Here is a 12568-nt window from a genome sequence, read left to right on the forward strand (position 1 = left end):
CCGCGCTTCCTCGGGCTCTTGCATCGACCGCACCTCCTCGCCGCGGAGCCGGTCAGCGATGCCGAGTACGCCCACGGACATGCCGCAGACAGTGACCAGTACGGCAGTGCGGCCGCTGTCCTCCAGCTCCCCGGCAAGGACTGCGGTCCGCGAGCAGCGGGCGTCCGTCGTCAAGGCCGCCAGCGTCTCCGCTGAACTGCGAAAGCACGGCTCAAGTTCGAGGGGCGTTCGGCACCGGGACCATAAACGAAAAGTTAAGGGGCTGTCCCGCTACTCCACCCCGGATGACATGCGGGTGGAGTCCTGGGAGCGATAGGCCGATGCCAGATGTGGCTTCCTGGGCGTCAGCGGACCATAGACGCTGGCATGATGATGCTCATGCCCACGTACCGAAAGGCCGATGCCACGTAAGCGGCCCGGCGCACTGCGCGCTGAACAGTCTCGCCGTGTCGCGTGGAGCCTGCCTCCAGACCGGATCCACGGCCTCTCTGCCCGAACCAGCGTCGCGATAGATCGAGTAGAGAGACTCTCGGGCGACTACTACGTCTCCCCCGGTGTCACCGACCGTGCGCTGCGGCGGTATCGAGCGTTTCTGCGACCAGCGGGACGTCGGCCCCTGTATCCGCAGGATGCGGAGTGTTCCTGCCGCGGCTGTTCATTCGACGACGTACGGCACGCTCGTGACGTGCTTGAGGAGGTCGTGCGGCAGTTGCCTCCCAGACCCCGCGCCGAGCTTGAACGCCGAGTGCGTGTCCTGGATGCCAGGTATGTCGAGCGCACACTGCCGGATCCGTTCGCCACTCATCGGCAGTGGCATTCTGATCTCTGGTGGCGACGCCGTCTGGCCGGCGGTCGGGAAGCTGGACGAGGAGCCCAAGCCGCGGTGGAATGATCAATGCGTGGCCGGTGTGATCATGGCGTCGCAGCCGTCCTGGACAGGCCTGTTCACCGGGCTGAGCCTGCGCTCCTTCGGCAAACTGGTGACCGCCCTGCGCCGTGAGGGAGCGGATGCCGTGCGTCGAGGCCGGCCGTGGGGCCTGCTTCTGGAGGACCGCGTTCTGCTGGTCACGGCGTACTGGCGCACGAACTTGACGCTGCACCGGCGGACCGGCACTTTCCCCGTCCCGACGACAGCAGCACCCGACCCGGACCAGTGGAACCCGGCGCCCACCCGGCGCGACAACCGGGCCGCCGGCCTGCCCGACGTCAGCCATACAAAGCAAAACGGTCCGTCGACTCAGTCGACGGACCGTCATGCAGGATCGAGGCCAGTAGGGCAGGAGCGGAAGCAGCTGCTCGGACAGTGCCGCCGCCCCGGCTGCCGGTGATTCCCTGACGCGTCGAGAAGGGCGCCTGCCGGGCTTCAACCGAGTTCAGGCGCCCTTCTGCCGCGGCTAGAAGAAACCGAGCTTCTTCGGCGAATACGACACGAGGAGGTTCTTCGTCTGCTGGTAGTGGTCCAGCATCATCTTGTGCGTCTCCCGGCCGATCCCGGACTGCTTGTAGCCGCCGAACGCCGCGTGCGCGGGGTAGGCGTGGTAGCAGTTCGTCCAGACACGGCCCGCTTGGATGGCGCGGCCGGCGCGGTAGGCCGTGTTGATGTCGCGGGTCCACACGCCCGCGCCGAGACCGTACGACGTATCGTTGGCGATCTCGATCGCGTCGTCGAAGTCGTCGAACGAGGCCACCGAGACAACGGGGCCGAAGATCTCCTCCTGGAAGACGCGCATCCGGTTGTCGCCCTCGAAGATGGTCGGCTGCACGTAGTAACCGCCCTTCAGGTCACCGTCGTAATCGGCGCGTTCGCCGCCCGTGAGGATCTTGGCACCCTCCTGCCGACCGATGTCGATGTAGGACAGGATCTTGGTGAGCTGCTCGCTGGACGCCTGTGCGCCGATCATCGTGTCGGTGTCGAGCGGGTGCCCGGGCTTGATCAGCTCGGTGCGGGCGACGGCCGCGGTCAGGAAGTCGGGGTAGTTACCGCGCTGGATCAGTCCGCGGGAGGGGCAGGTGCACACCTCGCCCTGGTTCAGCGCGAACATCGTGAACCCTTCGAGGGCCTTGTCGCGCAGCTCGTCGTCCTTCTCCCACACGTCGTCGAAGAAAATGTTCGGCGACTTGCCGCCCAGCTCCAGCGTGACCGGCTTCAGGTTCTCGGCCGCGTACTGCATGATCAGCCGTCCTGTGGACGTCTCGCCGGTGAAGGCGACCTTCGCCACCCGCGGACTGGAGGCGAGCGGCTTTCCGGCTTCCGGGCCGAAGCCGTTGACGATGTTCAGCACACCCGGCGGCAGCAGGTCGGAAACGAGGCTCAGCCAGTAGTGGATGGAGACCGGCGTCTGTTCGGCGGGCTTGAGGACGACCGCGTTGCCCGCGGCGAGGGCGGGCGCGAGCTTCCACGTCGCCATCAGGATGGGGAAGTTCCACGGGATGATCTGGGCGACGACGCCCAGCGGCTCGTGGAAGTGGTACGCGATCGTGTCGTCGTCGACCTCGCTGAGCGAGCCCTCCTGGGTGCGCACGGCGCCGGCGAAGTAGCGGAAGTGGTCGATGGCCAGCGGGATGTCGGCCGCCAGGGTCTCCCGTACGGGCTTGCCGTTCTCCCAGCTCTCCGCGACCGCGAGTGACTCCAGGTTGGCCTCCATGCGGTCGGCGATCTTCAGCAGGATGTCGGACCGCTCGGCCGCCGACCTGCGCCCCCAGCCGGGTGCGGCCGCGTGGGCCGCGTCGAGTGCCGCCTCGACGTCCTCCGCCGTACCGCGCGCCACCTCGGTGAACGGCTGCCCGTTCACCGGACTCGGGTTTTCGAAGTACTGCCCCTTGACCGGAGGTACGTGCTCCCCGCCGATGAAGTGGTCGTAGCGGGGCTGGTAGGAGACGATCGCGCCCTCGCTTCCGGGCGCCGTGTAACGGGTCATGTGGAACTGGCCTCCTTCAGCAGGGCCGCCCGCCGTTGGGCAGCTCTGCGCCGGAGCGTAAGGACGCGGACGTTGCATCCACGTTGCGGATGGGCAACGGCGCTACCGGTCCTCGAGGCGGGCCCAGCCGTTCGGGACCGCCAACTCCGATTCGAGTGAGGCCAGATGGGCTTGGTTCGATGCCGTCGGCCGGACCGTGACCAGTGCCCGCCACACGTCCAGGTCCCCTTCGCCCCACGGCGCGTGGGCCCAGTCGGCCAGCAGGTCGGCGTCCGAGCCGGCGATCAGTGCCGCGCGCAGGCCGTCGGCGAGGCGACGCCTGAGCCGTACGACCGCCGGTGCCTGGGAGGCGGGCAGCGGTGGGCCCGCGTAGGCGGCCAGGGCTGTGGTGACCGCGCCGGCCGCCAGCCGACGTTCGACGGCGGCGATGTCCGACTCCAGGGGCGCCGTGAGCCGGTAGGGGCGCGACGCGAGCAGTCCCGGGCCGAGCACCTGACGCAGCCGGACGAGTTCCGCGCGCAGCGTCACCGGTGTCACCGACTCGTCCTCGTACAGGGCGCACAGCAGTTCGTCGCCGGTCAGGCCGTCGGGGCGCCGGGCCAGAAGGACGAGGATCTCGCTGTGCCGGCGGCTGAGCCGGACACTGCGGCCACCTGCCGTCAGCACGGCCTGGTCGCGGCCCAGTGTCGCCAGTCCGGGCCCACCGCTGTCCGGGCGTCTTGGGGCGAGCAGCGCCAGCTGGGATTCCGCTGCGCGTGCCACGGCCTGTACGAAGCCCAGGCTGTGCGGATGCGCGAGACCGTCCCCGCCGGTGATGTCCACGGCACCGAGCAGCCGCCCCGTGTGCGGATCGTGCACGGGGGCCGCCGCGCACGTCCACGGCTGCACGCGCCGCACGAAGTGCTCGGCCGCGAACACCTGGACCGGACGGTCCACGGCGACCGCCGTGCCCGGCGCGTTCGTCCCGACCGCGCTTTCCGCCCATCGCGCGCCGGGCACGAAGTTCATCCGCCCCGCCTGTCGCAGCGTCGACGTGTGCCCCTCGACCCACAGCAGTCTGCCGTGCACGTCGCACACCGCCAGCAGATGCCGACCGTCGGAGGCGAACGTGCCCATCAACTCCCGGAACAGCGGCATCACATGAGCCAGCGGGTGCTCGGCGCGCCAGGCCCCGAGGTCGCCGTCCGTCAGTTCGATGTCGGCGGTACCGTCCGGGTGGACCCCGGCGCGTGCCGAGCGCCGCCACGAGTCGGCGACCACGCCGCGCACCGGGCGCGGCACCGTGCCGGCCTCGGTGAAGGTCTCGTGCGCCCGGTGCAGCACGCGTACGCGCTCGGCAGGGTCGGCCCCCGGTTCCAGGGCTACCCAGGGATCGGTCAACGTGGCCTCCCGCAGGGCGATGCGCTGGGAACATCGTCGCCCGGGGTGTACGTGGCGACAACCGTTTCGACGGGGGCGATGGCCTCCCGCTGCCGTCGGCCGGTTTTCCCGTACGCGTGTTCGCTGAACGGACGGTCACAACCGGTGACGCCCCTTGACGGACCGGCACCATCTGATGACCATCCGCTTCGCCATCCGGGACCAGATCACTGGCGCCACCGCCCCGCCCACCGCGGCCTGAGTCCGGAACCGGAGCTCGGCCCCACCACACCCGACACACCATCAGGCATTCACACACTCAACAACGTGACAACGCCCAAGCGGCTGCCGGAGGACGAGCTCAAGAAGGCCGCGACGTTCTTCGACGGACTGCGACAGGACCAGGCCGACAACCTGGCCGCCGGTCTCTTCGGCATCTCCACGCCCGTGAGATGCCCCCGTACGGCAATGGGGGCCGCTTACCGGCACCCCGGCCGAGTCCGCCGCCCGCCCTCGCCCCGCTGGGGGACAGGAGGCCCCTGCCGTCGTGACGCCGCGGGAGTCAGGGGGCGGACTCACCCGGGCCCGGGGTCGGTCTGTGGGCAATGGTCCGCTCGAGCCTCCGGTCGGGGACCAGCCACATCAGCGCGACGCCGGCATAGATCGCCACCGCGAGCCAGTCGTTCAGGAAGGACAGGCCGATGCCGCTCGCGTACAGCAGCGGCGAGACCTTGCCCTTCAGATCCCTACCCACGGCGGTGGCGAGCAGGGACTCTGCACCCTGGTCCCGGATGATCGTCTTCTGCAGTGTGTAGTAGGCCAGGGCAGCGGCGAGCAGGTCGATGCCGTACGCGGCCGTGGGGACGGCGGCGAAGTGGTTCTGGCCCATCCAGGCCGTGGTGAAGGGGATCAGGGAGAGCCAGAACAGCAGGTGCAGGTTCGTCCACAGGATCAGCCCGTTCACCCGGTCGGTCGCCTGCAGTATGTGGTGGTGGTTGTTCCAGTAGATGCCGAGGTAGACGAAGCTGAGCACGTAGGTCAGCAGCACCGGGAGCGCGTCGTGCAGGGCCGCCCAAGTGGTGCCGTGCGGGGTGGGTAGCTCGAGCACCATGACCGTGATCAGGATGGCGATGACCCCGTCGCTGAACGCTTCCATCCGCTCGGTCGGCATGGGCCGATGCTAATGGCGCACGGCTCCAGGCCGGTCACAGCGTCGACCCTCGGGGCGTCATCATCCGGACCGCGTACGCGCATAGGTGCCGAATATCCCGTCCGCGCTGGTCAGGCTGCGTGTCGGTACTCATGGGTCACTCCGCCGAGGCGGTCGTGGCGGCGGAGTCGTGCGGCTCCGCCATCCGGTGCGCCCACGACCTCTCGGTGGCCATCACACCGAGCTTGTCACCGTGAGGAGCCTCATGCGCCGGAGATCACGCTGCGTCGAGGTCCGACCGGGGCCGGACCTCCACGATGAAGTCCGCCTGCTCCATGTCGCCCGCCTCGTCGTGCCAGAGGAAGACCCGCACGTGCATCGCGTGGTGGAGGCCGGTCCTCTCCCACTCGGTCATCAGATCGCCGACGATGCGGCCGATGGCGTGCCTGGCGCCCTCGGTCGAGTCGGAGGCGGTGATCACACCCTGCCACCGTTCGGGGTCGCTGCCGTAGGGGCGCCAGCCCTCGGAGCCGTGCGGCTCGAACACCCGGTACACCCAGTCCGTTTCGGTGTCCATAACACCGATCCTGTCACCGGGGAGTCCCATGCGCCGCACCGGATCCACCCACGCCGAGCGGCGGAAGAGTGAGCTGTCCCGAGTTTCGCAGAGCCCACGACCGTGTGGCCAAGCGGTCTGCGGGGCTTCCTCCAGGCTCGCCCAGTACGCCTGCTCGTACTCGCCGGGTGGGACGTGGCCCATGGCGGAGTGAAGTCGTTCACCGTTGCACCACGCGACCCACTGGAAAACGGCCCGCTCGACCTGGATGAATGAGGCCGGCGCCCTCCTTGATCTTCTGCCGCCACAGGGCCGTCTTCAGCGCGTCCAGCGGCAGGTCGGTGCGCATGTGGATGACGGCCTGCCGGCCCGCGATCCGACGCGAGTACGCATCCAGGACGAAAGCGACGACATAGACCCAGTCCGACCAGGTCTGCGAGTGCGACCAGGACGGTGACCCGGGTCCTGCGATCCGATCGTGTACTCACCTCGGCCGACTGCCCCGGTCGGCCCTGGTCACACCGTGCCGACCGCCGAAAACGGGGAACGTGGTCACACGGGTTCGAAGCGACGAGGAGGAGGACATCATGAGCCACGACGAGGGGGACGGCGGCAACAACGCCTACGGCCGGAAAACGTTCAAGCGGTCGAGGGCCCACTTCGCGAACCGGATCACCGCGGACGGCAGGGATGGATGGCCGGTGGAGGCCGGGCGCTACCGGCTCGTCGTCAGCCGTGCCTGCCCGTGGGCGAGCCGGGCGCTGGTGTCCCGGCGGCTGCTCGGTCTGGAGGACGCGCTGTCCCTGGCCGTCGCCGACCCGGTCCAGGACGACCGCAGCTGGCGCTTCACCCTGGACCCGGACGGCCGTGATCCGGTTCTCGGCATCCGGTATCTGAGCGAGGCGTACGACCGGCGGGAGACGGACTACCCGGGCGGGGTGAGTGTCCCCGCGATCGTGGAGGTGGCCGGCGGCCGGCTGGTCACCAACGACTACCAGCAGATCACTCTCGACTTCGCCACCGAGTGGACGGCACTGCACCGCGCAGGCGCGCCCGACCTGTATCCCGAGAAGCGGCGCGACGAGATCGACGCGGTGATGGCAGAGGTGTTCGACGATGTGAACAACGGGGTGTACCGGGCGGGCTTCGCCACCGGGCAGCAGGAGTACGAGATGGCGTGCGCGGGCGTGTTCCGGCGGCTGGAACTGCTGGCGCGGCGGCTGGCGGGGCAGCGGTACCTCGTCGGCGACACGATCACGGAGGCGGACATCCGGCTGTTCACCACGCTGGTGCGGTTCGATGCCGTCTATCACGGCCACTTCAAATGCAACCGCTGGAAACTGACGGAGAACCGGGTGCTGTGGGCGTACGCCCGCGACCTCTACCAGACGCCCGGCTTTGGCGACACCGTCGACTTCGACCACATCAAACGGCACTACTACCAGGTGCACACCGGCATCAACCCGACCGGCATCGTGCCCCTGGGCCCCGATCTGTCCGGCTGGACGGCGCCCCATCACCGCGAGGGCCTGGGCGGCCGGCCGTTCGGCGACGGGACGCCGCCGGGGCCGGCCCGCGCGGACGAGGAGACAGCCGCGCGGGGCCGCCCCTGATGCTCGGACCCACCCGGGCACCGAACCGGTGCGCAGCGATTCGACTGATCCATACGGAACCGACGCGACCGATCCGGGAGATCCACGTGGCGAAGAAGAAGACCAAGAAGAAGCTGCCCTTGGCGTACAGGCCCATCGGGCACTGTCCCGTTGACTGACCGGGTGGGATGATCTTCTGGTCGGTCACGCTGGGAGGGGCGTCCGTGGACAGCGCGTCGCCGTCGTCCAAGGGGCACCGGTACCCGGCGGGGATCATCGCGCACGCGGTGTGGCTGTACCACCGCTTCCCGCTCTCCTTCCGCGAGGTGGAGGAGTTGCTGCTCACCCGCTGCGTGCTCGTCTCCCACGAGACGGTCCGGCAATGGTGTGCCCGGTTCGGACCCGAGTGCGCCGCCGTGCTGCGCCGCCGGGCTGCGCCGCCGGCCGCGGGCCGGCGACAAGTGGCACCTCGACGAGGTCTTCGTGAAGGTCAACGGGGTGCGGCACTACCTGTGGCGCGCGGTCGATCAGGACGGCAACGCGCTGGAGTCCTGGTGCGGTCCCGGCGCGGCGCGGCGGCCGCGAAGCGGTTCCCGGCCAAGCTGATGAAGAAGCAATGCCGGATGCCCCAGGTGATGGTCACCGACAGGCTCCGCTCCTACGGCGTCGCCCACCGGGAGCTGATGCCCTCGGTCGAACACCGGCAGCCGAAGTACCTCAACAACCGGGCGGAGAACTCTCGCCGGCCCACCCGGCAGCGCGAACACGCGCTGAAGGGCTCCCGTTCCACCACCGGGACACAGCGGTTCCTGTCCGTGTTCAGCGCGACCTCACCGCACTTCAGGCCCCGACGCCACCGCTTCACCGCCCCTCGGTACCGCGCCGAGATGCACCGCCGCTTCGAGACCTGGAACCAGCTCACCGGCAGCACCGGTCCGCCCACCGAGGCCTGAGACGGCCCCGGCACCCGGCACCCGGCCCCACCACCCCCTGACACACCATCAGCCAGACACGCCATGGACAACTTGACAACGTCCGGGCCCCGCCAGGGCGTCCCCTTCGGGGCCAGTGCCTCCACGAACTCCTCAATCGTCACCACCCGGCGTTCCAGCATCGCCCTCGCCTCGGCGAGTTCACCCTCGAGTCGTTCCACCAGTACCTGAGCGGCATCCCGCCGCTTCTCCAGCAACCCCAGCGGCGGCGGCATCGCGCTCCCCATTCGACCTCGACGATCAGACGCCACACCCTGCCGCAGAATCCTGCGAACCATGCCTGAGCAGCGAAAAGTCATAGACGAAGTTCGGATTGCGGATGGCTTCTCAATCCTTTGCCCCACCTGGCCATGGCCTCACCTGTCGGTGATCGGGGAGAGCCATGCCGTGTCCTCCGGGCCCGGCGCCTCGGGGCCGGGCCCGGGCAGTCGGCGGACCTCGCCCGTTCGCAGAGCGATCGTGGCCCGTGGCCGCATCGGTCCGTCGCCGCCGCGTGAGAGCAGGACGAGTTCCCAGACCGTCGCTGTCATCGCGTCGAGCCGGGTGGCGCATTCGGCGGTGACTCGCCGCGGGTCCCGGGTCCGGCCCAGGGACAGATGGGGGGTGAAATTCTTGGCGGGCCCACGACAGCGCGGGAACCGCTGCTGCAGTAGGCGCTGCAGGTCCGCCCACGGCGCCTTGCCTGCCGCCGTCGGGTCGAGCCACACGGTGAAGTACGCCCTGTGCCGGAAGGTACGCACCCCGTCCAGCCGGGCTGTGAAGACCGGTGTGTCGGCCGTCGCCGCGGCAAGCAGCGGGGCAGCCCGCTCGAAGTGGGACTCCGGCACGAAGCCGAAGAGCACATTGACGTGCGGCGGCCACCGGTGGATCTGCGGATCGTGCTCCCGGCGGATGTCCTGGATCGGTGGCCACAGCTCCGCAGGCGGGATCCAGGCCACCGCCGTGCGGGCCGTCGGGGGCACATCGAGGACGTCGGCGGGCTCGCCCCTGCCGGGGCTCGTGTCGAAGCTCAGGTCCGCTTGCGGACGCCGCACCCGGCCGGCACCCGACCGGTCGATGCGGTCCACGCCCGTGGCCCGGTCCCAGACCAGCTCGCCGTCCGCCTCGATGAACACCACCCGGTGCCACGGAATGTCGCCCCCGGGCATGAAGGAGGGCAGCGGGATGCGTTCGAAGCCATCCCCGCGCCGGCGGATCCCCAGCACGAACCGAGCCGGGTCGAACCGCGGGTCCCAGCGAACCCGGTGATAGATCTCATCGCTGGTTCGCATCACGCCTCCTCTCCCGCCTTCACATCTTCTCTTCCTCCAAGGGTGCCGCCCGTCCTGTCCTCGACGGGGTCTGTACGGTCGACGGCTCTGTCTCACATTCGGTTTGCGCCGTGAGGCGCTGTTGGTTCGAGTGGAGGTGAAAGACCTGCACCAACCCACTGTCGCAGCAGTCGGGTTGAAGCTGAGGGCAGCCTGATCCGGGTGATGCCGGGGAGGGCGAGAGCGGCCCTGACAACGCCGGGACGTGACCAGTACTGCCAGATGGGGCGGGTCCGGCAAGCGTGGTGGAGAGGAGTACGCGAGGAACCGGCGTTTTACGTCTCTCAAAGAGACACCGGCTCGAACCTGGCGGATGTAGGCCGGAAGCGGTGCATATGCGGGTCATCCTTTCGGGTGGTCTGCCAACTCCTGGGTCGGTATACAGAAGCCGGCCGGGAGGCCACGAGGAATGTCTGCGGCGTACTCGTGGCGATGCCGCAGGGACACAGTCGGGCTCCTCCTTCATCGAGCGAACCACAGTGAACACGGGAACCGTCCCGAACCTCGCCCCCGCCGCTCGTTTCCAGCGGGCTGCCGGGGGCTGGGCGCATCGACCGCTGATCGGTTGGGGACGGGGCGGAGCCGCCGTAGTACTCCGAGGCCGGGAGAGCCGGCCACATGGGGAAGGGCGGCAGCGGTATCGAGAAGGGAAGGATGCTGCAATGCCGGAAGACGCCCCGCCGAATGGCGGAGCTCCGGGTCCTCGGGCCCGGGTACTGGAGATGCAGACCAAGCTTCACCGTTGGACGGTGGCCGATCCCGGCCGCCGGTTCGATGACCTGTTCAACTTCGTGCACGACCCGGCGACGCTGTTGGTGGCGTTCGACCGGGTCGCGGGCAACCGGGGAGCCCGGACTCCCGGCGTCGACGGCCTGACCGCCACCGACGTCGAGGAGACGAGCGGTGTCCCCGGCTTCCTGAACGACCTGCGAGCCGCCCTCAAGGACGGCTCGTTCCGTCCCCTGCCGGTGCGGGAACGCATGATTCCCAAGCCGGGTGGCTCGGGGAAGGTCCGCAAGCTCGGGATTCCGACGATCAGGGACCGGGTCGTTCAGGCGGCGCTGAAGCTGGTGCTGGAACCGATCTTCGAGGCTGGCTTCACGCCGGTCTCCTATGGGTTCCGGCCCCGACGGCGGGCCCAGGACGCCATCGCCGAGATCCACTATTTCGGCACCCGGGGATACCGCTGGGTGCTGGATGCGGACATCGAGGCGTGCTTCGACTCGATCGACCACACGGCCCTGATGGACCGAGTGCGTCACCGGGTGAAGGACAAACGTGTCCTGGCGCTGGTCAAAGCCTTCCTCAAGGCCGGAGTCCTCACGGAACTCGGCCAGAGCAGGCAGACGCTGACCGGCACCCCGCAGGGCGGCATCCTCACGCCCCCAACGCAGTGGGCAACTTCTGTTTCGATGTCACGCTGAGTTACCGGCGGCTGGAACGGCCGCAGCGGGCGGAGGGCGGCTGAGGTGGCCGGCGGTACGGTCGGTCCATGGCCAGTGGTCTTGGTGCCGGCGGCCAGAGCCCTCTGCGGGGGGCCGAGGCGACAGCCCGGCGAGTACGGCGATGAACAGGGCACGGGTCGAGACCGAGTGCGTCTTCGACCGCCTGGCGGCCGAGGACCTCTCGGCGGCCTACGCCCTCCTGGTACCCCAGCGGCGGGCCCGCCTGCGGCGGACCGGCCAGGAAGGAGCGCCGCACCATGACGAGCGCGGCGGTCTACGCCCGGGTCTCCTCGGCCGGGCAGAAGAAGGACCGGACGATCGGATCACAGACCGCGGCGCTACGCGCGCACGCCGCCCGGCTGCATTATGACCTGCCCGAGGAGTGGATCTTTGAGGACGAGGGGCACTCCGGGGCCACCCTGGTGCGCCCCGGGCTGGAGCGGCTGCGGGACCTGGTCGCCCAGGCTGCGGTGGATGTGGTGCTGTGCTACGCGCCGGACCGGCTCGCCCGCAAGTTCGCCTACCAGGCCCTGCTGATCGAGGAGTTCGCCCGCGTCGGCACCCGGGTGGAGTTCGTCAAGGGCCCCCGCGGCGACAGCCCCGAGGACCAGCTGCTCATCCAGTTCCAGGGCATGTTCGCCGAGTACGAGAAGGCCCAGCTGATGGAACGCTACCGGCGCGGCAAGGCCTACCGGGCCCGCACCGGGTCGGTCAACGTCCTCGGCGGGGCCCCGTTCGGCTACCGCTACCGGCGCAAGACCCCCGAGTGCGGGGCCACTTACGAGATCGTCGAGAGTGAGGCGGCGATCGTGGCCGAGCTGTTCCGCCGCTACACCGACGACGGCGCCTCCATCGCCGGGCTGACCCGCTGGCTGACTGCCACCGGCACCCCCACCCGGACCGGCAAGAGGCGCTGGGACCGCAGCGTGGTGTGGGGCATGCTGCGCAACCCCGCCTATGCGGGCACCGCCGTCTTCGGCAAGACGAAGATCGTCCACGAGAGCGCGGGGCTCAACCGCCGGGCCCGGCTGGAAGGCCGCACCACCCCGCGCGCGGTCAAGGCCGTGGAGCAGCCCCGCCAGGAGTGGATCGCCATCCCCGTCCCTGCGATCATCTCCCGCGTCACCTTCGAGCGGGCCGCGCAGCGGCTGGAAGACAACAAGAAGTTCGCCGCCCGCAACAGCAAAGTCCCCTCCCTGCTCCAGGGCCTGGCCGCCTGCGCGGTCTGCGGCTACGGCTACTACCG

Annotated in this window: 10 protein-coding genes and 2 pseudogenes; 5 read left to right on the plus strand and 7 right to left on the minus strand. The window is 69.4% G+C overall.

Annotation, left to right across the window (positions count from 1 at the left end):
* Positions 1-655: 655 nt before the first annotated feature.
* Positions 656-805, minus strand: coding sequence for a hypothetical protein (locus ACFP2V_RS27480; RefSeq protein WP_381217889.1), 150 nt, complete (start codon positions 803-805; stop codon positions 656-658).
* Positions 806-899: 94 nt separating this feature from the next.
* On the opposite strand from ACFP2V_RS27480, the pseudogene ACFP2V_RS27485 reads away from it, so the two are divergent.
* A pseudogene (locus tag ACFP2V_RS27485) lies at positions 900-1139 on the plus strand (IS5/IS1182 family transposase); the annotation flags it as partial.
* 255 nt (positions 1140-1394) lie between these two features.
* Here ACFP2V_RS27485 and exaC read toward each other — a convergent pair.
* The 5 genes from exaC to ACFP2V_RS27510 form a co-directional block, all read right to left on the minus strand.
* Positions 1395-2918, minus strand: coding sequence for an acetaldehyde dehydrogenase ExaC (gene exaC / locus ACFP2V_RS27490; protein ID WP_381217891.1), 1524 nt, complete (start codon positions 2916-2918; stop codon positions 1395-1397).
* Positions 2919-3020: 102 nt separating this feature from the next.
* Positions 3021-4298 (minus strand): GAF domain-containing protein, encoded by a 1278-nt coding sequence (locus tag ACFP2V_RS27495; RefSeq protein ID WP_381217893.1) that lies wholly within the window; start codon positions 4296-4298, stop codon positions 3021-3023.
* 541 nt (positions 4299-4839) lie between these two features.
* A complete protein-coding gene (locus tag ACFP2V_RS27500) occupies positions 4840-5448 on the minus strand; it encodes a TMEM175 family protein (protein WP_381217895.1) in 609 nt (202 codons plus the stop codon).
* Between the two features lie 256 nt (positions 5449-5704).
* Positions 5705-6004, minus strand: a complete 300-nt coding sequence (locus ACFP2V_RS27505) for a hypothetical protein (protein WP_381217897.1) — start codon at positions 6002-6004, stop codon at positions 5705-5707.
* A gap of 199 nt (positions 6005-6203) precedes the next feature.
* Entirely contained in the window at positions 6204-6332 is a 129-nt protein-coding gene (locus ACFP2V_RS27510) for a hypothetical protein (protein ID WP_381217899.1), read from the minus strand.
* 238 nt (positions 6333-6570) lie between these two features.
* Between ACFP2V_RS27510 and ACFP2V_RS27515 the strand changes: the two genes are divergently transcribed.
* Positions 6571-7596, plus strand: a complete 1026-nt coding sequence (locus ACFP2V_RS27515; protein WP_381217901.1) for a glutathione S-transferase family protein — start codon at positions 6571-6573, stop codon at positions 7594-7596.
* Positions 7597-7763: 167 nt separating this feature from the next.
* A pseudogene (locus ACFP2V_RS27520) lies at positions 7764-8528 on the plus strand (IS6 family transposase).
* Positions 8529-8923: 395 nt separating this feature from the next.
* On the opposite strand, the gene ACFP2V_RS27525 reads toward ACFP2V_RS27520, so the two are convergent.
* A complete protein-coding gene (locus tag ACFP2V_RS27525; protein WP_381217903.1) occupies positions 8924-9838 on the minus strand; it encodes an RNA repair domain-containing protein in 915 nt (304 codons plus the stop codon).
* 761 nt (positions 9839-10599) lie between these two features.
* On the opposite strand from ACFP2V_RS27525, the gene ACFP2V_RS27530 reads away from it, so the two are divergent.
* Both ACFP2V_RS27530 and ACFP2V_RS27535 read left to right on the plus strand, forming a co-directional pair.
* Entirely contained in the window at positions 10600-11301 is a 702-nt protein-coding gene (locus ACFP2V_RS27530; protein WP_465269210.1) for a reverse transcriptase domain-containing protein, read from the plus strand.
* 278 nt (positions 11302-11579) lie between these two features.
* On the plus strand, positions 11580-12568 hold a 989-nt coding region (locus tag ACFP2V_RS27535; protein ID WP_381217905.1), incomplete at its 3' end, for a recombinase family protein.

This window comes from Streptomyces incanus (assembly GCF_042656345.1).
GTDB lineage: Bacteria > Actinomycetota > Actinomycetes > Streptomycetales > Streptomycetaceae > Streptomyces > Streptomyces incanus.

What these genes read in the sequence shown, in the direction of transcription:
- ACFP2V_RS27515 (WP_381217901.1), top strand. Translation starts at nt 6,571, where the DNA reads ATGAGCCACGACGAGGGGGACGGCGGCAACAACGCCTACGGCCGGAAA.
- exaC (WP_381217891.1), bottom strand. Translation starts at nt 2,918, where the DNA reads ATGACCCGTTACACGGCGCCCGGAAGCGAGGGCGCGATCGTCTCCTAC.
- ACFP2V_RS27510 (WP_381217899.1), bottom strand. Translation starts at nt 6,332, where the DNA reads ATGCGCACCGACCTGCCGCTGGACGCGCTGAAGACGGCCCTGTGGCGG.
- ACFP2V_RS27480 (WP_381217889.1), bottom strand. Translation starts at nt 805, where the DNA reads ATGAGTGGCGAACGGATCCGGCAGTGTGCGCTCGACATACCTGGCATC.
- ACFP2V_RS27500 (WP_381217895.1), bottom strand. Translation starts at nt 5,448, where the DNA reads ATGCCGACCGAGCGGATGGAAGCGTTCAGCGACGGGGTCATCGCCATC.
- ACFP2V_RS27530 (WP_465269210.1), top strand. Translation starts at nt 10,600, where the DNA reads ATGCAGACCAAGCTTCACCGTTGGACGGTGGCCGATCCCGGCCGCCGG.
- ACFP2V_RS27525 (WP_381217903.1), bottom strand. Translation starts at nt 9,838, where the DNA reads ATGCGAACCAGCGATGAGATCTATCACCGGGTTCGCTGGGACCCGCGG.
- ACFP2V_RS27505 (WP_381217897.1), bottom strand. Translation starts at nt 6,004, where the DNA reads ATGGACACCGAAACGGACTGGGTGTACCGGGTGTTCGAGCCGCACGGC.